At 41.4% G+C, this 20,763-nt stretch carries 14 protein-coding genes and 2 rRNA genes; all 16 read left to right on the plus strand.

Annotation, left to right across the window (positions count from 1 at the left end; genetic code table 11):
* Positions 1-13: 13 nt before the first annotated feature.
* The 16 genes from BKP57_RS11255 (at position 14) to BKP57_RS11330 (ending at position 20,657) form a co-directional block, all read left to right on the plus strand.
* Positions 14-751 carry a VWA domain-containing protein gene (locus BKP57_RS11255; RefSeq protein WP_050350472.1) on the plus strand — a complete coding sequence of 246 codons (738 nt, stop codon included), beginning with the start codon at positions 14-16 and terminating at the stop codon, positions 749-751.
* Complete coding sequence (locus BKP57_RS11260; RefSeq protein WP_050350471.1) at positions 717-1,661, plus strand: protein kinase domain-containing protein; 945 nt, start codon at positions 717-719, stop codon at positions 1,659-1,661. The genes BKP57_RS11255 and BKP57_RS11260 overlap by 35 nt, the downstream gene beginning before the upstream one ends.
* 70 nt (positions 1,662-1,731) lie before the next feature.
* Positions 1,732-3,126 (plus strand): tRNA lysidine(34) synthetase TilS, encoded by a 1,395-nt coding sequence (gene tilS / locus BKP57_RS11265; protein WP_050350470.1) that lies wholly within the window; start codon positions 1,732-1,734, stop codon positions 3,124-3,126.
* A 14-nt stretch (positions 3,127-3,140) separates the two neighbouring features.
* Positions 3,141-3,683, plus strand: coding sequence for a hypoxanthine phosphoribosyltransferase (gene hpt / locus BKP57_RS11270; protein WP_050350469.1), 543 nt, complete (start codon positions 3,141-3,143; stop codon positions 3,681-3,683).
* A 398-nt stretch (positions 3,684-4,081) separates the two neighbouring features.
* Positions 4,082-6,142: an ATP-dependent zinc metalloprotease FtsH gene (gene ftsH, locus BKP57_RS11275; protein WP_050350468.1), complete on the plus strand. Its 2,061-nt coding sequence runs from the start codon at positions 4,082-4,084 to the stop codon at positions 6,140-6,142.
* 157 nt (positions 6,143-6,299) lie between these two features.
* On the plus strand, positions 6,300-7,091 hold the full coding sequence (locus BKP57_RS11280) for a type III pantothenate kinase (protein ID WP_050350467.1): 792 nt from the start codon (positions 6,300-6,302) through the stop codon (positions 7,089-7,091).
* A gap of 99 nt (positions 7,092-7,190) precedes the next feature.
* On the plus strand, positions 7,191-8,075 hold the full coding sequence (gene hslO, locus BKP57_RS11285) for an Hsp33 family molecular chaperone HslO (protein WP_050350466.1): 885 nt from the start codon (positions 7,191-7,193) through the stop codon (positions 8,073-8,075).
* Between the two features lie 501 nt (positions 8,076-8,576).
* Entirely contained in the window at positions 8,577-9,488 is a 912-nt protein-coding gene (locus BKP57_RS11290; RefSeq protein ID WP_072741551.1) for a peptidylprolyl isomerase, read from the plus strand.
* Positions 9,489-9,808: 320 nt separating this feature from the next.
* A complete protein-coding gene (gene cysK, locus BKP57_RS11295) occupies positions 9,809-10,741 on the plus strand; it encodes a cysteine synthase A (protein WP_072741552.1) in 933 nt (310 codons plus the stop codon).
* A gap of 419 nt (positions 10,742-11,160) precedes the next feature.
* Entirely contained in the window at positions 11,161-11,985 is an 825-nt protein-coding gene (gene folP / locus BKP57_RS11300; RefSeq protein ID WP_050351146.1) for a dihydropteroate synthase, read from the plus strand.
* 1 nt (position 11,986) lies between these two features.
* The gene (gene folB / locus BKP57_RS11305) at positions 11,987-12,346 is read left to right on the plus strand and encodes a dihydroneopterin aldolase (protein ID WP_072741553.1); all 360 of its coding nucleotides are present in this window, start codon (positions 11,987-11,989) and stop codon (positions 12,344-12,346) included.
* A 2-nt stretch (positions 12,347-12,348) separates the two neighbouring features.
* Positions 12,349-12,867, plus strand: a complete 519-nt coding sequence (gene folK / locus BKP57_RS11310) for a 2-amino-4-hydroxy-6-hydroxymethyldihydropteridine diphosphokinase (RefSeq protein ID WP_050350463.1) — start codon at positions 12,349-12,351, stop codon at positions 12,865-12,867.
* Positions 12,837-13,061, plus strand: a complete 225-nt coding sequence (locus BKP57_RS11315; RefSeq protein WP_050350462.1) for a helix-turn-helix domain-containing protein — start codon at positions 12,837-12,839, stop codon at positions 13,059-13,061. The genes folK and BKP57_RS11315 overlap by 31 nt, the downstream gene beginning before the upstream one ends.
* 443 nt (positions 13,062-13,504) lie before the next feature.
* On the plus strand, positions 13,505-14,986 hold the full coding sequence (gene lysS / locus BKP57_RS11320; protein WP_050350461.1) for a lysine--tRNA ligase: 1,482 nt from the start codon (positions 13,505-13,507) through the stop codon (positions 14,984-14,986).
* A 770-nt stretch (positions 14,987-15,756) separates the two neighbouring features.
* Positions 15,757-17,321: ribosomal RNA gene (locus BKP57_RS11325) — 16S ribosomal RNA — on the plus strand.
* A gap of 418 nt (positions 17,322-17,739) precedes the next feature.
* Positions 17,740-20,657, plus strand: a 23S ribosomal RNA gene (locus tag BKP57_RS11330).
* The 16S and 23S rRNA genes sit together here, the layout of an rRNA operon.
* Positions 20,658-20,763: the final 106 nt, after the last annotated feature.

The raw sequence follows: 20,763 nt of genomic DNA on the forward strand, positions 1-20,763 counted from the left end.
GAGGTAGATAGCATTGAGAAAAGGAACCTTAAAGCAAATATTACTTATTACCGATGGTTGCTCCAATCAAGGAGAGGATCCAGTGGCAGTAGCTTCATTAGCGCATCAGCAGGGCATTACTATCAATGTAATTGGTATATTGGATGATGCGCATTCGGAGCAAGATGAAAGCTTAAAAGAAGTGGAGGATATTGCCCTATCTGGAGGTGGTGTTAGTCAGCTTGTTTATAAGCAAGCATTATCTCAAACTGTGCAGGCTGTTACGAAGCAAGCGATGACACAAACGATGCAAGGATTTGTTAATAGAGAACTAGAACAAATTCTAGGAAAGGGACAATCGATCGAAGACCTTGAACCGGAAAAACGCGGAGAAATTATGGAAGTTGTCGAAGATATGGGCGAGACCTGTGACTTAGAGGTGTTAGTTCTTGTAGATACGAGTGCAAGCATGTATGATAAGCTTCCGACAGTTAAAGAAGCATTAATGGATTTATCTATCAGTTTAAACGCTCGGATTGGACGTAATCGGTTTGCTATTTATCGTTTTCCTGGTAAACGAAAACAGATTGAAAAAATACTGGATTGGTCTCCAGCACTAGATACGATTTCTTCTATTTTCCCGAAGTTGACAAGTGGCGGGGTTACTCCAACTGGTCCGGCAATTCGTGATGCCATGTATTTATTTGGCAAGAAGAGCTTACGAAGGAGCTTTAAGTATGAAGATGAACAGCCAGGAATGGAAGAAGCTTAATAACGATGTTCGTCCAGGAATAAAGCTTCGTGGGAAATGGTATGGGAAGACCTATCTTATTAAGAAAAAGCTTGGTGCGGGCGCTATTGGCGTTGTATATCTTTGTGAATATAATGGGAAACAGGCAGCTTTGAAAATTAGTGATAAACGCTCATCCATGACGGTAGAAGTAAATGTGCTCAAGTCATTGGGAAAGGTCCAAGGTAACAGGCTTGGACCTTACTTGTTAGATGTTGATGATTGGATATCACCACAAGGATCACAGTATTCCTTTTATGTTATGGAATATTTAAAGGGGGAGCCATTGATTACATATATTCAACGACGCGGGCAAGCGTGGATCGGTGTTTTTATGTTACAGCTTTTGGACGCTTTGCAGGAACTTCATCAAAACGGCTGGGTGTTTGGTGATTTAAAGGTTGAAAATTTACTTGTTGTATCCTCACCGCCAAAAGTTCGTTGGGTAGATGTTGGTGGAACCACGCAAATAGGAAGGGCAATTAAAGAGTATACAGAATTCTATGACCGTGGGTATTGGGAGTTAGGGAGTCGGAAGGCAGAGCCGAGCTATGATTTATTTTCGTTTGCTATGGTATTTCTACAAATTTATTATCCAAACAAGTTTGTGAAAGAAGCGTCACCACAAAAACAACTATTCCGAAAAATTGATGGAGTAAAAGCACTCGCACCATATCGAGCTATTTTAAAAAAAGCGATTATCAGCAATTATGATACGAGCGAGCATATGAAGAAGGAGCTGTTACAAGTTATTTATAAAATGCAACCAAAAAATATTCAATCCTTTCATCGGCCAGTACATCAAACGCGTTCGTCCTCTATAGTTGTCGATATAGGAGGTATATCGATACTAGTAATCATTTATTATGTAATTTCTTTGCTTTTTCAGTAAGAGGTATTGTGATAGGATTAAGTTATACGTATAAGAGAAAAGAATAAAAACGTTTGTTGGAGATGGGCAAATGGAATCAAAAGTGCGACAGTTTATACAGAGACACCATTTATTTACCAAGGGTGCGACGATTGTAATCGGTGTTTCAGGGGGGCCTGACTCCATGGCGTTGTTGCATTGCTTGTATGCCATGAAGGAAGATTGGGATTTGCGAATTATTGCATTAACCGTCGATCATCAGCTTCGAGGCGAAGAGTCATTAGCTGATCTGACCTATGTCAAACAAATCTGTCAGCAATGGCAAATTGAGTTTATCGGTACATCTGTTAATGTACCTGCATGGAAGCAAGAAAACAAACAAGGTACTCAAATGGCTGCTAGAACGTTACGTTATGCTGTATTTCAAGAACAAATGGAGAAATTAGAGGCGGATTATTTAGCTTTGGGACATCATGGTGACGATCAAATTGAAACAATGGTGATGCGTCTGATTCGCGCTGCAGATTCACAAAGTTTTAAAGGGATACCTGTAAAACGAGCATTTGCTGGTGGAACCATTGTACGTCCCTTGCTTTGTGTAACGAAAGATGAAATATGGAACTACTGCCAAGCAAACCATATTTCACCACGTCTGGATCCTTCAAATGAAGAAACCGTGTATATGCGCAATTATGTAAGGCACCATATTTTACCTCTGCTAAAAGAAAAAAACAACAGTTTACATACAACGGTGCAGCATCTGAGTGAGACAATAACCGATGATCAGACTTATTTATTAGCAGAAGCAAAAAAAATGGTAGCCTCTGTTGTCTGTTTTGAGCCAGAAAAGCGGCAATTATCGTTTGAAATCCGTACCTTTAAAACGTATGCATTTGCTTTACAAAGGCGTGCCTATCATCTAATATTAAACTATCTGTATGTGGATGTACCAAACGATTTATCCTATGTTCATGAAGAACAATTTTTTGCATTTATTCATCGCCAAATGGGCAATGCACAAATTGATTTCCCCGAAGGCCTAAAAGTAGAGAAATCCTACGACCAAATAAGGTGTTACTTCCATGATGACCTTAATGGCTCATCGTCATTTCATAAGTTTGTGGTCATTCCAGGAAAAACAATTTTACCTGATGGTTCAGTCATGCATGCTGAATTTGTAGACACATTATATGAACAAACGAAGTATAGCCTTAGCTTTAGTGCTGATCAGGTAGCACTTCCATTACATATACGAACCCGAAAAAACGGAGATAAGATGCGTGTTGCAGGGTTAAACGGAAGGAAGAAGGTAAAGGATATTTTTATTGATGCTAAAGTGCCTCGTCATAAACGAGCAACTTGGCCAATTGTAACAGATAATGACGGGGAGATTCTTTGGTTAGTTGGGTTGCGAAAAGCAGCGCTTGCAAGACCCCGGATGAATACCTCACAAATACAACTATATTTTGAAAAAGGCAACAAGTAGGAGGAGCAGGATATATGCATAACGATATTAAAGAAGTGTTAATATCACAGGAGGAAATTGCAAATAAATGCAAAGAGCTAGGTGAACAATTGACCAGAGAGTACGATGGGAAATTTCCGCTGGCTATTGGGGTTTTAAAAGGTGCTATGCCATTTATGTCCGATATATTGCGCTATACCGAGACGTATTTAGAGATGGATTTTATGGACGTCTCTAGTTATGGCAAAGGGATGCGTTCTTCTGGAGAGGTAAAAATTGTCAAAGACCTTGATACAAAAGTGGAAGGCCGCGATTTGCTTATCATTGAGGATATTATCGATAGCGGTTTAACTTTACGTTATTTGGTAGATCTGTTTAAATATCGCAAGGCCAATTCTGTTAAAATTGTAACATTACTCGACAAGCCAGCTGGTAGAACAGCGGATATAAAAGCGGATCTCATTGGTTTTGAAGTACCAAACGAGTTTGTTGTAGGTTATGGTTTAGATTATCAAGAGAAATATAGAAACTTGCCTTATATTGGTGTGTTGAAGCCAGAAGTATATGGAGGGGAGTAATTTTTGCAAGCTGTTGCATAAGCCATTATTTTGTTGGTAAAGTGTAGGATAATTGTATTCATGAAAGAACTAACTATGCTATATTGGTTTAGTCATAAAGTAGCAGGCTTTGGATTAAACAACAAAACAGGCAGGATTAAAAGTTTATCGTTTACAGTGGTGTTTACTGGGAATGGTTAATATGAATTGTTATGTTACGGAAAAAAGATGAAATGCTCTATTCATTAAATTCAGTAAATACTATAAAGGTAGCTGGAACCATATGTCAGGAATCTTTACAGCAGCTCAATTTCCCTTACAGTATTTATCATGTTTTTTTAAGGTAAATTAGTTGTCTTCTAACTTTTTTGTATGGTACGATGTAATATAGTTTTTCCCCGCTTGGGAGGAGGTAAGCAATGAGCCGGATATTTCGGAATGCAATCTTCTGGATACTGATCGTCCTTGTAATTATTTCGGTTATTTCAGTATTCAGTGGGCAAAATGAAGAAGCGAAAGAATATAATGTAAAGCAATTTATGGATGCTTTAAATAATGGTGAGATTAAGGAAATGACCATGCAACCAGCTAACGGTATTATTCGTTATAAAGGTGTTTTAAATGATGACGAAAAGCCGTTCGTTGCACAGGTTCCAGATAATACAGATATTGTTTCTTCGATTACGGAGCAAGCAAATGAACAAAGTGTGCTTCATGTGGAAGAAGAAGAACAGCCTAGTATGTGGGTAACTCTGTTAACGACAATGATTCCATTTTTAATCATTGGACTTTTCTTCTTGTTTATACTTAGTCAGGCTCAAGGTGGCGGCGGTGGAGGCCGTGTGATGAACTTTGGGAAGAGTAAGGCGAAGATGTATAGTGAGGATAAAAAGAAAGTTCGTTTTAAAGATGTAGCGGGTGCAGACGAAGAAAAACAAGAATTGGTAGAAGTAGTAGAATTTCTAAAAGACCCAAGGAAGTTTGCTGCTCTTGGTGCTAGAATTCCAAAAGGGGTACTTCTTGTTGGACCTCCAGGAACAGGTAAAACATTACTAGCACGTGCTGTAGCAGGAGAAGCTGGTACTCCCTTTTTCTCCATCAGTGGATCTGACTTCGTAGAAATGTTTGTAGGTGTCGGTGCATCCCGTGTACGTGACTTATTTGAAAATGCAAAAAAGAATGCACCTTGTATTATTTTTATCGATGAGATAGATGCGGTTGGTAGACAACGTGGCGCAGGTCTTGGAGGCGGTCATGATGAGCGCGAGCAAACCTTGAACCAATTGCTTGTGGAAATGGATGGTTTTGGTGCTAATGAAGGTATTATTATCATCGCAGCAACGAACCGAGCAGATATTTTAGATCCCGCTTTATTGCGTCCAGGACGTTTTGACCGACAAATTATGGTAGACCGTCCAGATGTAAAAGGGCGTCAAGAAGTATTAAAAGTACACGCCAGAAACAAACCATTAGCTGAAGATGTTGATTTAAAAACGATTGCTATGCGTACTCCTGGGTTTTCAGGTGCTGATTTGGAAAACTTACTAAATGAAGCAGCATTAGTAGCAGCTAGACGTGATAGTAGCAAGATCGATATGATTGATGTAGATGAAGCGATAGACCGGGTTATTGCAGGTCCCGCTAAGAAGAGCAGGGTAATTTCTAAGAAAGAACGAAATATTGTAGCACATCACGAAAGTGGTCATACAGTTATCGGGATGGTTTTAGATGATGCCGATATGGTTCATAAAGTTACAATCGTACCTCGAGGTCAAGCAGGTGGATATGCCGTTATGCTTCCAAGAGAAGACCGTTACTTTATGACGAAACCGGAATTGTTTGATAAGATAACCGGCCTTCTAGGTGGTCGTGTAGCGGAAGAGATTATGTTTGGTGAAGTAAGTACGGGAGCTCATAATGACTTCCAACGTGCAACAGCTATTGCCCGTAAAATGATTACCGAGTATGGTATGAGTGATCGAATTGGTCCATTACAGTTCACTTCTGGTGGAGGTCAAGTATTTTTAGGGCGAGATCTTAGCAATGAACAACAGTATAGTGATGCAATTGCATATGAGATTGATCAGGAAATGCAGAACTTTATTAACCACTGTTACGATCGTGCTAAAGCAATTCTTACTGAACACAAAGATAAGCTTGAATTAATTGCCCAGACCTTACTTGAAGTAGAGACACTAGATGCGAAACAGATTCAATCGCTGTTTGAAAAGGGTGTCCTTCCTGAACCAGAAGAAGGTGATGTAAAGGTCAATATCCAATCAAAGGATGAGACTCCGGAGACGTATGAAGAGGCAAAAGAAAAAGCTACGACGAAAGATCAAGAAAAGCCAGATGATCAAATTACAACTGATAATAAGCCTTATTCTACAAATGGTTCAACGACGGAACCAACACAACTTTCATCTAAAGAGGATATAACAACAGATAATAAACCTTCATCAGAGGATGAAGACAAATAAGTATAAACAACTCCCCACTATAGCTTTGTTTAAGTGGGGAGTTGTTTTGTTTAGATGACTAAAGCACCAACATACTCATGACAAAATAAATATGGTATATTAAAAACCAGGAAAAAGAAACTAGAAAAGAGTTTGAAAAAGAAAGGTATGGAACCATATGTTACTTGTGCTAGATGTTGGGAATACAAACACAGTGCTAGGGGTCTTTGACGGGAAAGAACTAAAGCACCAATGGCGAATTAAAACGGATCGCCATAAAACAGAAGATGAATATGGAATATTAATTAAATCTTTGTTTGATTATCAAGAGATAGCTTTTTCATCTATTACAGGGGTGATTATTTCTTCCGTAGTACCTCCAATTATGTATGCGTTAGAAAAGATGTGTACGGACTATTTTCAATTGGAACCAATGATTATTGGAAAAGAATCTGTTCACAACTTCTTACAAATGCAATATCCGAATCCAGAAGAAATTGGTGCAGATCGGATTGTTAATGCGGTAGGAGCAATTGAAGAATATGGAGCACCACTGATTATTATTGATTTTGGTACAGCAACAACCTACTGTTATATTAACGAACGAAAAGAATACTATGGTGGAGTTATTACCCCAGGAATAAATGTGGCAATGGAGGCTTTATATAATAGAGCTTCGAAATTGCCAAAAATCGAAATACAAGTTCCTGCTCATGTTATTGGTTCTTCTACCGTAGAAGCTATGCAATCCGGTGCGCTTTATGGATATGTTGGTCAAATTGAAGGCATTGTTCGCCGTATGGAAAAAGAGATGAATGCTAATGCAACAGTTATTGCTACAGGAGGATTAGCGCCTTTGATAGCTGATGAATCAGAGGTGATTCATTATGTAGATCCTTATTTAACTTTAAAAGGGCTGCGGATTATCTATGATAAGAATAAGCACAGGTATAATCCTAACAACGTATAGCACAATTAATTTTACAGTCGGAACAATATAAAACGGTAATCGTCTTTGCTAAATCCTTGGTAATAGACAAGCTTTGCTAAGAAGGGAGACAAGTCGAGTATGAAAGACTTTATTATAAAAGCAACAGCCTATAACGGCATGGTGCGTGCGTATGCTGCTACTTCCACCAATACAGTTGAGGAAGCGCGTCGCCGTCACGATACATGGGCAACAGCCTCAGCTGCTTTAGGGAGAACACTAACCATTACTGGTATGATGGGAGCCATGCTAAAAGGAGATGATACCATTACGACAAAGATAATGGGGAATGGCCCTATGGGTGCAATCATTGCTGATGCGAATGCGAACGGTCATGTTCGGGGGTATGTCACCAATCCACATGTGGATTTTGAACTTAATTCAAAGGGAAAGCTAGATGTCGCGAGAGCAGTTGGAACAGAAGGTACAATTAGCGTCATTAAAGATCTAGGATTAAAAGATTATTTTACCGGAGAAGTTCCGATTATTTCCGGGGAAATTAGTGAAGATTTCACCTATTATTTTGCAAATTCCGAGCAAGCTCCTTCAGCTGTTGGAGCGGGTGTTTTAGTTAATTCAGATCATAGTATTTTAGCTGCTGGAGGGTTTATTGTCCAGCTCATGCCTGGAGCAAGTGAAGAAGTTATTCAACAACTAGAAGAGCAAATTCAAGCTTTTCCTCCTATATCTACGTTAATTCGAGAAGGAAATACGCCAGAGCAAATTTTACAGCGGCTTTTTAACGATCAAGAGGTGAAAATACATGAAACGGTACCGATGGAGTTTCGTTGTAAATGTTCTAAGGAACGGTTAGAACGAGCGATTCAAGGGCTTGGAGAAAAAGAAATCCAAAGTATGATTGAAGAAGATCACGGAGCAGAAGCAAGCTGTCATTTTTGTAACGAGATTTATCAGTTTACCGAAGAAGAGCTGCGTATATTAAAGCAAAACCTTAGTGAGTCTTAAGTTTAACGCATCAATAAGTACCCTGCCAAAGACTTTCGCGAATGGACAGTCTTTTGGTGGGGATGTTACGTTTACGATGAATTCCAGAAAAAGGGAGCTTTAGCTGTGTCCGAAAATGCAGCATTTTAGTTTCCTAATAACAATGAGCGTGATACATGGAAATAAAGTAATGGTCCAATTCCTGTTTGCGACGAAGAAAAACAAAGGCTTCCGCCATAAGACATGGCGACAAGCCAAGTTTTTCTAATGAAGTGCCCCCTTGCTTTATTCTTGAGAGTCAGTTGCCTAGGTAGTTTTCAAGGGAATATACAGCTTGGATGAACGAAATAATCTGAATTATCACACATGTCTATGTGCAAGCGCTACATAAGAGAGCGAAGGGTTGGCGGCTGCTGTAAATTTTTTCTCGGATGGATAATCTTAACGGTGTATTGGTTAAAATAATAGAAGCGAGTTTTTTAATAGAAAGTTCATATGTATCCTTAACAGGGGGAATGAAGAATGTCAAAAAAATTACTATTAGGTATTATTGTAATTCTTCTTGTAACAAATATTGCAACTTTATTAGTATGGAATCAAGGCGGACAAGTTGATGTAGGAACAGGTGAACATAAGAAGTATAAACTGAATGAAGCCGCAGCCACGGTTAATGGAGAAGAAATCAGTTTTCAGATGTGGCAAGAGGCTTTACGAAATACATATGGGGAAGAACAGTTAAAATCGATGATCGATCAAAAGCTTGTGAAGCAATTAGCAGATGAGAAAGATATTTCTATAAGTGATAAAGTTGTTGAAAGAGAAATATCAATGTTGCTTGCTATGCAAGGTATTATTTCAAAGCCCGAATATGAACATCTGGAAGCTGAATGGGAGAATGATATTCGATATCGTTACCAATTGGAAATGCTGTTAACAGAAGATGTATCCGTATCGGATGAAAAAATAAAAGAGCATTATGATACATATGGGGAACAATATAATTTTACATCATCTATGCAAATATCTCATATTTTAGTGAAAGATTCAGAAACGGCTGAGAAAGTTTACCATGAGCTAGACGATGGCGCGTCATTTAATTTGTTAGCTCAAGAGTATTCCATGGATAAAGAAACAAAAGACGAGGGAGGATATTTAGGGTATATTTCTACCGAGAGCCAATATTTCCCAAAGGACTATGAAAATATCGCTGCTGACATGGTTGAATTCTCGTATAGTCAACCATTTGAGGTAGATGAAGGTGTAGCAATTATTTATCTTCATCGAAAACTGCCTTCTATTACCTTTACGTATGAAGAGATGAAACCGTATATAAAAAGTGAATTAGCTTTACATCAGAAAAACCAGACTTTAGAAGCAGATCCACTTTGGAAAAATCAAGATATAGAATGGATATATTCTTCAACCGATCCATAGTCCTTGCTTCAAGAGGCGTAGACACTTAAAAATGAAGTCGAAGGTAACGGTTATGCTCAAAGTGATGATATTAATTTAAAAAATATGTTATGAAAAATAAAACTATGTATGAAGCATTTTTCACCTCGACTATCGAATGCACTCCAATGCTTTGTGCTATTGTTAATAATTCATGATAATGGTTGCAAAGTACAAATGTTGATTTGTGATGGCATTTGAATTTTTTATAATCAAACAAAATGGAAAGGTTGACATTCTTCATAAGAAAGCGTAAATTAGAATTAATCTTATCGAAAAAGTAGGAATTAGGAGGCTGAAAAATGAAAGTTGCTCAAAGTATAGCAGAACTTATTGGAGAGACTCCGATTGTAAAATTAAAAGGAATTACGGATAATGAAAGCGCAGATATTTATGTAAAGCTCGAATTTATGAATCCAGGTAGTTCCGTAAAGGATAGAATTGCTTTAGCGATGGTCGAGGCTGCGGAAAGAGATGGACTATTAAAATCAGGGGATACCATTATTGAGCCAACGAGCGGTAATACAGGGATAGGCTTAGCGATGGTCGCTGCTGCAAAGGATTATAAAGCAGTGTTAGTTATGCCTGACACAATGAGTCAAGAACGCCGTAACCTTTTACGTGCTTATGGAGCGGAGCTTGTTCTCACTCCAGGAGCTGAAGGAATGAAGGGTGCGATTCAAAAAGCAGAAGAACTGCAAAAAGAGCATGGTTATTTTATGCCACAGCAATTTAATAATGTTGCAAACCCCGAAGTTCATGCCAAAACGACAGGAAAAGAAATCATTGCACAAATGGGTGACGGCGGGTTGGACGCATTTATTGCTGGTATCGGTACAGGTGGTACGATTACGGGAGCTGGTAAAGTCTTAAAGGAGCATTTCGATAACCTGCAAGTATATGCTGTAGAACCTGCAGCTTCAGCAGTTCTTTCTGGAGAGAAGCCTGGACCACATAAAATTCAAGGCATAGGCGCAGGGTTCGTACCACGTATTTTAGATACAACTATTTACGATGACATTTACCAGATTGAAAATGATGAGGCATATGAAGTCGCAAGAGAAGTGGCTACTAAAAACGGCATTCTTGGAGGAGTGTCTGCTGGTGCAGCTGTTGCGGCTGCTAAGAAAGTAGCAAAGAAACTTGGTAAAGGTAAGAAAGTATTGGCTATTTTCCCTGATAACGGGGAGCGCTACTTGTCGACACCTCTTTATCAATTTGGGGATCAGGAGTAGAGGAGCTTCTCTTATAAAGTGTGAAAGAAGACCAGTATCGATATTCGGTGCTGGTTTTTCCTATTTTCACAAGAAATCATATTTTGGTATAACGAGTTGCTATTTTGTATGGAGGTGGATTTGTCCGGTTTAAAAGTGTAGTAAGATTAAAAAGGAATTGTTTTGTTTATAAAGTTTTTTTGTCACCTTTCATTTTGTAACTATTCTCCATAGTCATCATAAGGTTCGTGTGACTTTTTCTTCTTCTAACATTCAAAGATTTCCTATGGAAGATATAACTCTGTTGAAGTAAGAGAAATTTCAACATGAATGATAGAGAATAAAAGCTCGTTTTCAATTTACATAATTGATACCGGTCGCTTACGAAAACGTTGTATGATACGATAAGAAAAAAAGATGGAAAGAAGGATGGACGTATGATGCGATTAAAAACGAAAAAGCAAACTTATGATTTAACCAATCGCACACATATTATGGGGATATTAAATGTCACACCTGATTCTTTTTCTGATGGTGGCAATTATAATACGCTTGAAAAAGCCATTGAACAAGCAGTGAAGCTAGAAAAAGAAGGTGCTGATATACTTGATATTGGTGGTGAATCTACACGCCCTAACCATGAGCCGGTTTCCCAAACAGAGGAAATTGCCCGCGTGGTCCCCATTATTCAAGAAGTTAAGAAGCATATAAGCATTCCGATATCTATCGATACATATAAAGCAGAAACAGCTAAAGCGGCTATAGAGGCTGGTGCTGACATCATTAACGATGTTTGGGGAGCAAAGCGAGAGCCAGAAATTGTCCAAGTTGCAAAAGCGTATGACGTACCGATTATTTTGATGCATAATCGAACCAATACTAATTATCAAGATTTAATTATAGATATGATCGCTGATCTAGAAGAAAGTATAGCGATAGCGCTAAAGGCTGGAGTTCCTAATGAACAAATTATCATTGATCCTGGTATCGGTTTTGCTAAGACAGCTGAACATAATTTACTCGTCATGAATCAGTTAGAGCGTTTTTCTAAGCTAGGCTATCCACTGCTTTTAGGAACTTCCAGAAAACGATTTATTGGACATATTTTGGATGAGCCAGCAGAAAATCGTGATATAGGAACAGGCGCAACTACTTGCATGGGCATTATGAAGGGTGCTCAAATGGTACGTGTACATGATGTGAAAACGAACTGGCAGCTTGCTAAAATGATGGACGCAATGCTTCGAGTAGAAAGAGGGGAGTAAGTTGGATAAAATACATTTACAACAATTGCAGTTCTATGGTTTTCATGGGTTACTTCCAGAAGAAAATAAATTGGGTCAACGCTTCCAATTGGATGCTACATTGTATCTTGACTTAAGTAAGGCTGGAAAAAGTGATGATATGAATGATTCCATTCACTACGGTGAAGCCTATGAGTATATAAAAGAGATTGTCGAAGGAGAAGCAAAAAAATTAATCGAGGCTGTTGCGGAAATGATTGCGGAAAAGTTATTGGCTTCTTTCGACTTGCTTCAGGCATGTGAAATTAAGCTAATTAAGCCAGATCCACCAATTCCAGGTCAATATCATTCGGTTGCCGTAGAGATATATAGGGAGAAGTGAAAATGAATCAGGTATATATAGCATTAGGAACAAACATTGAGCCAAGGGAAAAGTTTTTAGAAGAAGGTTTACATCGACTACAAGATCATGAAGAGATAAACGTGATGAAAACATCATCCATTTACCAAACAGCTCCTGTAGGATATACAAAGCAAGCTGATTTTTTGAATATGGTGATTGAAGTAGAGACAACTTGTTCACCATTGGAACTTTTAGACTACTGTCAACAAATAGAAAGTGAATTAGGGAGAAAACGAACGATTCGATTCGGACCGCGTACATTAGACCTTGACATTTTATTATATAATCAAGAAAATATAGAAATGGAACGTTTAACGATTCCGCATCCTCGCATGCACGAGCGTGCATTTGTGCTTGTTCCATTAAACGAAATTGCACCGCATGTAATATTACCTTTACCAGATGGAGAAAAGGACGTAACTGGGGCTGTGAAGAAACTTCCAGGAAAAGACTTAAAGGATGTAGAGATATGGACCAAAAAAGAATCGGAAGACGGTTAAAAGCTTTTCGTAAATTAAAGGGATATACCCAGGCGGAATTTGCAAAAGAGCTGGACATTCCGCTATCTGTTATTGGTGGAATAGAGCGAGGCGTTAAGCCGATTTCTGATGAACTTATAGATATAGTAGTGCATACACTTAATATTTCAAAAGATGAGCTAATGCTCCATTATGAAGATAATCAAGATAGGTAAGTGATGAATTTAGAAAAGGAAAAGACCTGTGGAGACGGGAAGGCTCGTCGAAAGGTCATGACGTGGAAACACGAGATGGATGATTAAATATGTTATATACCTAGGTTAACGAGTTATAACGATATGAAAGCTTTTTAAAACGTAGGGATTTCATGGCTTTGTTTTTGCTGTTAACTGTCCGTTTGCAAGGAATCCATATGCCAATGCACTAAACGTATGTGGTACCTATTTGTTGAACTTAAGATGGGATCTGTCAGCCAAATGCCGACAGGTTTTTACCACTTATTATCGATTTGAACGCTTTAAATTTTTATGAGTTGGACATTGTTATATTATTACGCAGCTGTGTTTTCCTTTACGGTTTTATCAAGAAAAAGCGCAATACATGAAAGATATAAAAATATCGGCTATACTACCTATAGAAAAGGACTGGAGTGATCACGGTGTCTGAGGAAATAAATGAACATATGCGTGTGCGTAAAGAGAAAATGGAACAATTAATAGAACAGGGAATAAACCCTTTTGGAGAGCGATTCCCTCGTTCACACGTCGCAAGTGAATTGAAAGATTTATACGATCGGTATTCTAAGGAAGAACTGGAAAACAAAGAAGAGCAAGTAACCGTTGCAGGAAGAATGATGACAAAGCGTGGGAAAGGAAAAGCTGGCTTTGCTCATATTCAAGATATTAGCGGTCAAATACAGCTTTATGTGCGAAAAGACTCTGTTGGGGAAGCCGCGTATGAAATTTTTAAATCAAGCGATATAGGAGATATTATTGGTGTAACAGGTACCATGTTCAAGACGAAGGTAGGGGAACTATCTGTTAAAGTGACTGATTTTAAGTTGCTTACGAAATCGTTACGCCCATTACCGGAGAAATATCATGGATTAAAAGATATTGAACAACGATACCGTCAACGTTATCTTGATTTGATTACGAACATGGATAGTAAAGAAACATTTGTACTGCGAAGCAAAATTATTCAAGCAATGCGCCGTTATCTGGACGGACAAGGCTTTTTAGAAGTAGAAACACCTATGTTACATGGAATTCCTGGCGGTGCTACCGCAAGACCTTTTATTACACATCATAATGCATTAGATGTAGACCTCTATATGCGGATTGCTATTGAGTTGCATTTGAAACGATTGATTATCGGTGGCTTAGAAAAAGTATACGAAATTGGCAGGGTGTTTCGAAATGAAGGAGTGTCGACGAGACATAACCCAGAATTTACGATGATAGAATTGTATGAGGCGTATGCAGATTATCACGATATCATGGATTTAACGGAGAGACTTGTTGCACATATTTCCAAAGAAGTTTTAGGTACCACTACGGTCACGTATGGTGAATATGAGGTGGACTTGGCTCCGAAATGGACAAGAAAGCATATGGTTGATGCAATTAAAGAAAAAACTGGCGTTGATTTTTGGCAACACATGAGTGATGAAGAAGCACGAGAGCTAGCTAAAGAGCACGGCGTTGAGATTAAAAATTCCATGACATATGGCCATGTAGTAAATGAGTTCTTTGAACAAAAAGTAGAAGAAGAGCTAATACAACCAACATTTATCTATGGACATCCAGTAGAAATTTCGCCATTAGCTAAGAAAAATAATCAAGATGATCGGTTTACAGATCGATTTGAATTGTTTATTGTGGGACGAGAACATGCTAATGCGTTTAGTGAGTTGAACGATCCAATAGATCAACGGGAGCGATTTGAAGCTCAGGTGAAAGAAAGAGCGGCTGGTAATGATGAAGCTCACTATATGGATACAGATTTCTTAGAAGCGTTAGAATATGGACTTCCTCCAACTGGGGGACTTGGTATAGGGGTAGACCGCTTAGTCATGCTACTAACTAATTCAGCGTCTATCCGCGATGTATTATTATTTCCGCAAATGAAAAATAAATAAATGTAACATGTAATAAAAACGCAAGGAACCATTATGACCTTGCGTTTTTTATTTGGGTTTGCTGAATAACCTTCTAAAAGGATAGAGCTCTTTTAAAAGATAGATGAGCCAGAAGAGGTAGCGAAATTATTTCTTATAGCTTAAACTTAATACAATACGTGCTGTTTTAGTCGCGCTAGGTAAGTAAACGGAAAGTTAGGTAAGGTTTTAGGATAAAACTTATGCTTCTATTAGAAGAGAGTGCAGTCTGTTTCCTTTCATTAAATGGTCCAATGTAATTAAAGGTGATATCTATAATCGTAAATCAAATATGCAAACATTAATTTGTGAATAAAATAACGAATTATGTAAACAATAGAAATAGATTTTTCGTCGGTTTTATTAAAAAAAAGTCTTGATTTCCGTTATTAAACGTGGTAATCTAATGTACGTTGCTTTAATAAACAGCTTGAAAGCAGAGTTATTAAACAACAACAAAAATCTCTTTAAAAATATGTTGACTTTATCATGAACGCATGTTATATTTATAAAGTCGCCAATTTGAAGCGAAAAAACATCTTGAAAAAAAGTTGTTGACAAAGTAGTTTCATAATGGTATAATTAAGAAGTTGCGTCGCAAAAAAGACGCTAACAAATTTGCTCTTTGAAAACTGAACAAAACAACCAGTATGTCAAGAAAAGCAATCTCTGTTTTTCTTTTAAAAAATCGACCGAGAGCAATCTCGGAAGAAGCTAAGAATGATGAAGAACGGTGTTCATCATCACAAACTTTTATGGAGAGTTTGATCTTGGCTCAGGACGAACGCTGGCGGCGTGCCTAATACATGCAAGTCGAGCGCGGGAAGCAAGCAGATCTCCTTCGGGGGTGACGCTTGTGGAACGAGCGGCGGACGGGTGAGTAACACGTGGGCAACCTACCTGTAAGACTGGGATAACTCCGGGAAACCGGGGCTAATACCGGATGATACATATCGTCGCATGACGAGATGTTGAAAGGCGGCATATGCTGTCACTTACAGATGGGCCCGCGGCGCATTAGCTAGTTGGTGAGATAAAAGCTCACCAAGGCGACGATGCGTAGCCGACCTGAGAGGGTGATCGGCCACACTGGGACTGAGACACGGCCCAGACTCCTACGGGAGGCAGCAGTAGGGAATCTTCCGCAATGGACGAAAGTCTGACGGAGCAACGCCGCGTGAGTGATGAAGGTTTTCGGATCGTAAAACTCTGTTGTTAGGGAAGAACAAGTGCCATTCGAATAGGTTGGCACCTTGACGGTACCTAACCAGAAAGCCCCGGCTAACTACGTGCCAGCAGCCGCGGTAATACGTAGGGGGCAAGCGTTGTCCGGAATTATTGGGCGTAAAGCGCGCGCAGGCGGTCCTTTAAGTCTGATGTGAAAGCCCACGGCTTAACCGTGGAGGGCCATTGGAAACTGGGGGACTTGAGTACAGAAGAGGAGAGTGGAATTCCACGTGTAGCGGTGAAATGCGTAGAGATGTGGAGGAACACCAGTGGCGAAGGCGACTCTCTGGTCTGTAACTGACGCTGAGGTGCGAAAGCGTGGGTAGCGAACAGGATTAGATACCCTGGTAGTCCACGCCGTAAACGATGAGTGCTAGGTGTTAGGGGGTTTCCGCCCCTTAGTGCTGAAGTTAACGCATTAAGCACTCCGCCTGGGGAGTACGGCCGCAAGGCTGAAACTCAAAAGAATTGACGGGGACCCGCACAAGCGGTGGAGCATGTGGTTTAATTCGAAGCAACGCGAAGAACCTTACCAGGTCTTGACATCCTCTGACGCCCCTAGAGATAGGGAGTTCCCTTCGGGGACAGAGTGACAGGTGGTGCATGGTTGTCGTCAGCTCGTGTCGTGAGATGTTGGGTTAAGTCCCGCAACGAGCGCAACCCTTGATCTTAGTTGCCAGCATTTAGTTGGGCACTCTAAGGTGACTGCCGGTGACAAACCGGAGGAAGGTGGGGATGACGTCAAATCATCATGCCCCTTATGACCTGGGCTACACACGTGCTACAATGGATGGAACAAAGGGCAGCGAAGCCGCGAGGCCAAGCAAATCCCATAAAACCATTCTCAGTTCGGATTGCAGGCTGCAACTCGCCTGCATGAAGCCGGAATCGCTAGTAATCGCGGATCAGCATGCCGCGGTGAATACGTTCCCGGGTCTTGTACACACCGCCCGTCACACCACGAGAGTTGGTAACACCCGAAGTCGGTGAGGTAACCTTTTGGAGCCAGCCGCCGAAGGTGGGACCAATGATTGGGGTGAAGTCGTAACAAGGTAGCCGTATCGGAAGGTGCGGCTGGATCACCTCCTTTCTAAGGAATAGATAGGAAGCTTTGGCGTTGTTTGAACGTTGAAGCTAGACTATGCGGAAGACATACTTGGTTGTTTGGTTCAGTTTTGAGAGAGTAAATTATACCTCTCAAGGATAAAAGGATTTTCTGTTAAAATCCGTCACGTCCTGTGACGAACACAGAAGTCACGACATCCTGTAGAAACTTTGTACCTTGAAAACTAAATAAGAGTAACAACGACATCAAACTAAAAGCGGAAGCGAATGTGTAGCGATGTACAGACTGGACTGACTCGAAGGAGATAAAGGAAACACGGTGAACGCAAGTGAATCGATGTTGACTTATCGTATGGAGAGGAAGGAAGTCATGCTATTGCTATGAGCTGAAGCTAGAAAACCAAAAGCTGAAAAGTAATATGCTTATTCATAAATAGAAAGTTAGTTAAGTGAATAAGGGCGCACGGTGGATGCCTTGGCACTAGGAGCCGAAGAAGGACGGGACTAACACCGATATGTCCCGGGGAGTCGTAAGTAGACGTCGATCCGGGAATTTCCGAATGGGGGAACCCACTGCTCGTAATGGAGTAGTACTTTTATCTGAATTCATAGGATAGAAGAGGCATACCCGGGGAACTGAAACATCTCAGTACCCGGAGGAAGAGAAAGCAAATGCGATTTCCCAAGTAGCGGCGAGCGAAACGGAAACAGCCCAAACCAGAAGGCTTGCCTTCTGGGGTTGTAGGACACTCCATAGGAGTTATCAAGAGATTCTTTAGATGAAGCGATCTGGAAAGATCCGCCAAAGAAGGTAACAGCCCTGTAATCGAAAAGGAATCTCCTCCGGAGTGTATCCTGAGTACGGCGGAACACGAGGAATTCCGTCGGAATCCGGGAGGACCATCTCCCAAGGCTAAATACTCCCTAGTGACCGATAGTGAACCAGTACCGTGAGGGAAAGGTGAAAAGCACCCCGGGAGGGGAGTGAAAGAGAACCTGAAACCGTGTGCCTACAAGTAGTCGAAGCCCGTTAATGGGTGACGGCGTACCTTTTGTAGAATGGACCGGCGAGTTACGATCGTATGCAAGGTTAAGTGGAAGACACGGAGCCGCAGCGAAAGCGAGTCTGAATAGGGCGATATAGTATGCGGTCGTAGACCCGAAACCGTGTGATCTACCCATGTCCAGGGTGAAGGTCAGGTAACACTGACTGGAGGCCCGAACCCACGTATGTTGAAAAATGCGGGGATGAGGTGTGGGTAGGGGTGAAATGCCAATCGAACACGGAGATAGCTGGTTCTCTCCGAAATAGCTTTAGGGCTAGCCTCAAGGAAAGAGTACTGGAGGTAGAGCACTGATTGAACTAGGGGCCCTCATCGGGTTACCGAATTCAGTCAAACTCCGAATGCCAGCTACTTATCCTTGGGAGTCAGACTATGGGTGATAAGGTTCATAGTCGAAAGGGAAACAGCCCAGACCGCCAGCTAAGGTCCCAAAGTATACGTTAAGTGGAAAAGGATGTGGAGTTGCCCAGACAACCAGGATGTTGGCTTAGAAGCAGCCACCATTTAAAGAGTGCGTAATAGCTCACTGGTCGAGTGACTCTGCGCCGAAAATGTACCGGGGCTAAACGTATCACCGAAGCTGCGGATTGTTCTACGAACAATGGTAGGAGAGCGTTCAAAGTGCAGTGAAGTCAGATCGTGAGGACTGGTGGAGCGCTTTGAAGTGAGAATGCCGGTATGAGTAGCGAAAAAAGAGTGAGAATCTCTTTCACCGAATGCCTAAGGTTTCCTGAGGAAGGCTCGTCCTCTCAGGGTTAGTCGGGACCTAAGCCGAGGCCGAAAGGCGTAGGCGATGGACAACAGGTAGATATTCCTGTACCACCTCATGAACGTTTGAACGATGGGGGGACGCAGTAGGATAAGGAATGCGCACGGATGGATGTGTGCGCCCAAGCAGTGAGAAAGTCGGATAGGCAAATCCGTCCGATAATTTCAAGCTGTGACGGGGAGGGAAATAGAGTACCGAAGTTCCGGATTTCACACTGCCAAGAAAAGCCTCTAGTAAGTTCATAGGTGCCCGTACCGCAAACCGACACAGGTAGGCGAGGAGAGAATCCTAAGGTGAGCGGGAGAACTCTCGTTAAGGAACTCGGCAAAATGACCCCGTAACTTCGGGAGAAGGGGTGCTCCTTTAAGGAGGAGCCGCAGTGAATAGGCCCAAGCGACTGTTTAGCAAAAACACAGGTCTCTGCGAAGCCGAAAGGCGAAGTATAGGGGCTGACACCTGCCCGGTGCTGGAAGGTTAAGGGGAAACGTTAGTGCTTCGGCACGAAGCGTAGAACCGAAGCCCCAGTAAACGGCGGCCGTAACTATAACGGTCCTAAGGTAGCGAAATTCCTTGTCGGGTAAGTTCCGACCCGCACGAAAGGTGCAACGACTTGGGCACTGTCTCAACGAGAGACCCGGTGAAATTATACTATGCGTGAAGATGCGCATTACCCGCGACAGGACGGAAAGACCCCGTGGAGCTTTACTGTAGCCTGATATTGAATGTTGGTACAGCTTGTACAGGATAGGTGGGAGCCATCGAAGCGTGAGCGCTAGCTTACGTGGAGGCAACCGTGGGATACCACCCTGGCTGTACGAACCTTCTAACCCAGGGCCGTGATCCGGTCCGGAGACAGTGTCAGGCGGGCAGTTTGACTGGGGCGGTCGCCTCCCAAAAGGTAACGGAGGCGCCCAAAGGTTCCCTCAGAATGGTTGGAAATCATTCGCAGAGTGTAAAGGCAGAAGGGAGCTTGACTGCGAGACCTACAAGTCGAGCAGGGACGAAAGTCGGGCTTAGTGATCCGGTGGTTCCGCATGGAAGGGCCATCGCTCAACGGATAAAAGCTACCCCGGGGATAACAGGCTTATCTCCCCCAAGAGTTCACATCGACGGGGAGGTTTGGCACCTCGATGTCGGCTCATCGCATCCTGGGGCTGTAGTCGGTCCCAAGGGTTGGGCTGTTCGCCCATTAAAGCGGTACGCGAGCTGGGTTCAGAACGTCGTGAGACAGTTCGGTCCCTATCCGTCGTGGGCGCAGGAGGTTTGAGAGGAGCTGTCCTTAGTACGAGAGGACCGGGATGGACACACCGCTGGTGTACCAGTTGTTCCGCCAGGAGCATAGCTGGGTAGCTACGTGTGGCAGGGATAAGTGCTGAAAGCATCTAAGCATGAAGCCCCCCTCAAGATGAGACTTCCCATCACTAAAAGTGAGTAAGATCCCTCAGAGATGATGAGGTTGATAGGTCCGAGGTGGAAGCGTGGTGACACGTGTAGCTGACGGATACTAATCGATCGAGGACTTAACTAACCATTTTGGAAGATGAATCGTTGGATGATCTCTTATTTAGTTTTCGAGGTATAAATCAGGAATCGATTTTTTTCAACAAAAATCTTGATTTTTTCTCAAAAACGCT

The organism is Virgibacillus sp. 6R, from assembly GCF_001895305.1.
Lineage (GTDB): Bacteria > Bacillota > Bacilli > Bacillales > Amphibacillaceae > Virgibacillus > Virgibacillus pantothenticus.

What these genes read in the sequence shown, in the direction of transcription:
- hslO (WP_050350466.1), top strand. Translation starts at nt 7,191, where the DNA reads ATGAAAGACTTTATTATAAAAGCAACAGCCTATAACGGCATGGTGCGT.
- BKP57_RS11290 (WP_072741551.1), top strand. Translation starts at nt 8,577, where the DNA reads ATGTCAAAAAAATTACTATTAGGTATTATTGTAATTCTTCTTGTAACA.
- tilS (WP_050350470.1), top strand. Translation starts at nt 1,732, where the DNA reads ATGGAATCAAAAGTGCGACAGTTTATACAGAGACACCATTTATTTACC.
- hpt (WP_050350469.1), top strand. Translation starts at nt 3,141, where the DNA reads ATGCATAACGATATTAAAGAAGTGTTAATATCACAGGAGGAAATTGCA.
- ftsH (WP_050350468.1), top strand. Translation starts at nt 4,082, where the DNA reads ATGAGCCGGATATTTCGGAATGCAATCTTCTGGATACTGATCGTCCTT.
- BKP57_RS11280 (WP_050350467.1), top strand. Translation starts at nt 6,300, where the DNA reads ATGTTACTTGTGCTAGATGTTGGGAATACAAACACAGTGCTAGGGGTC.
- folP (WP_050351146.1), top strand. Translation starts at nt 11,161, where the DNA reads ATGCGATTAAAAACGAAAAAGCAAACTTATGATTTAACCAATCGCACA.
- BKP57_RS11260 (WP_050350471.1), top strand. Translation starts at nt 717, where the DNA reads ATGAAGATGAACAGCCAGGAATGGAAGAAGCTTAATAACGATGTTCGT.
- BKP57_RS11315 (WP_050350462.1), top strand. Translation starts at nt 12,837, where the DNA reads ATGGACCAAAAAAGAATCGGAAGACGGTTAAAAGCTTTTCGTAAATTA.
- folK (WP_050350463.1), top strand. Translation starts at nt 12,349, where the DNA reads ATGAATCAGGTATATATAGCATTAGGAACAAACATTGAGCCAAGGGAA.
- cysK (WP_072741552.1), top strand. Translation starts at nt 9,809, where the DNA reads ATGAAAGTTGCTCAAAGTATAGCAGAACTTATTGGAGAGACTCCGATT.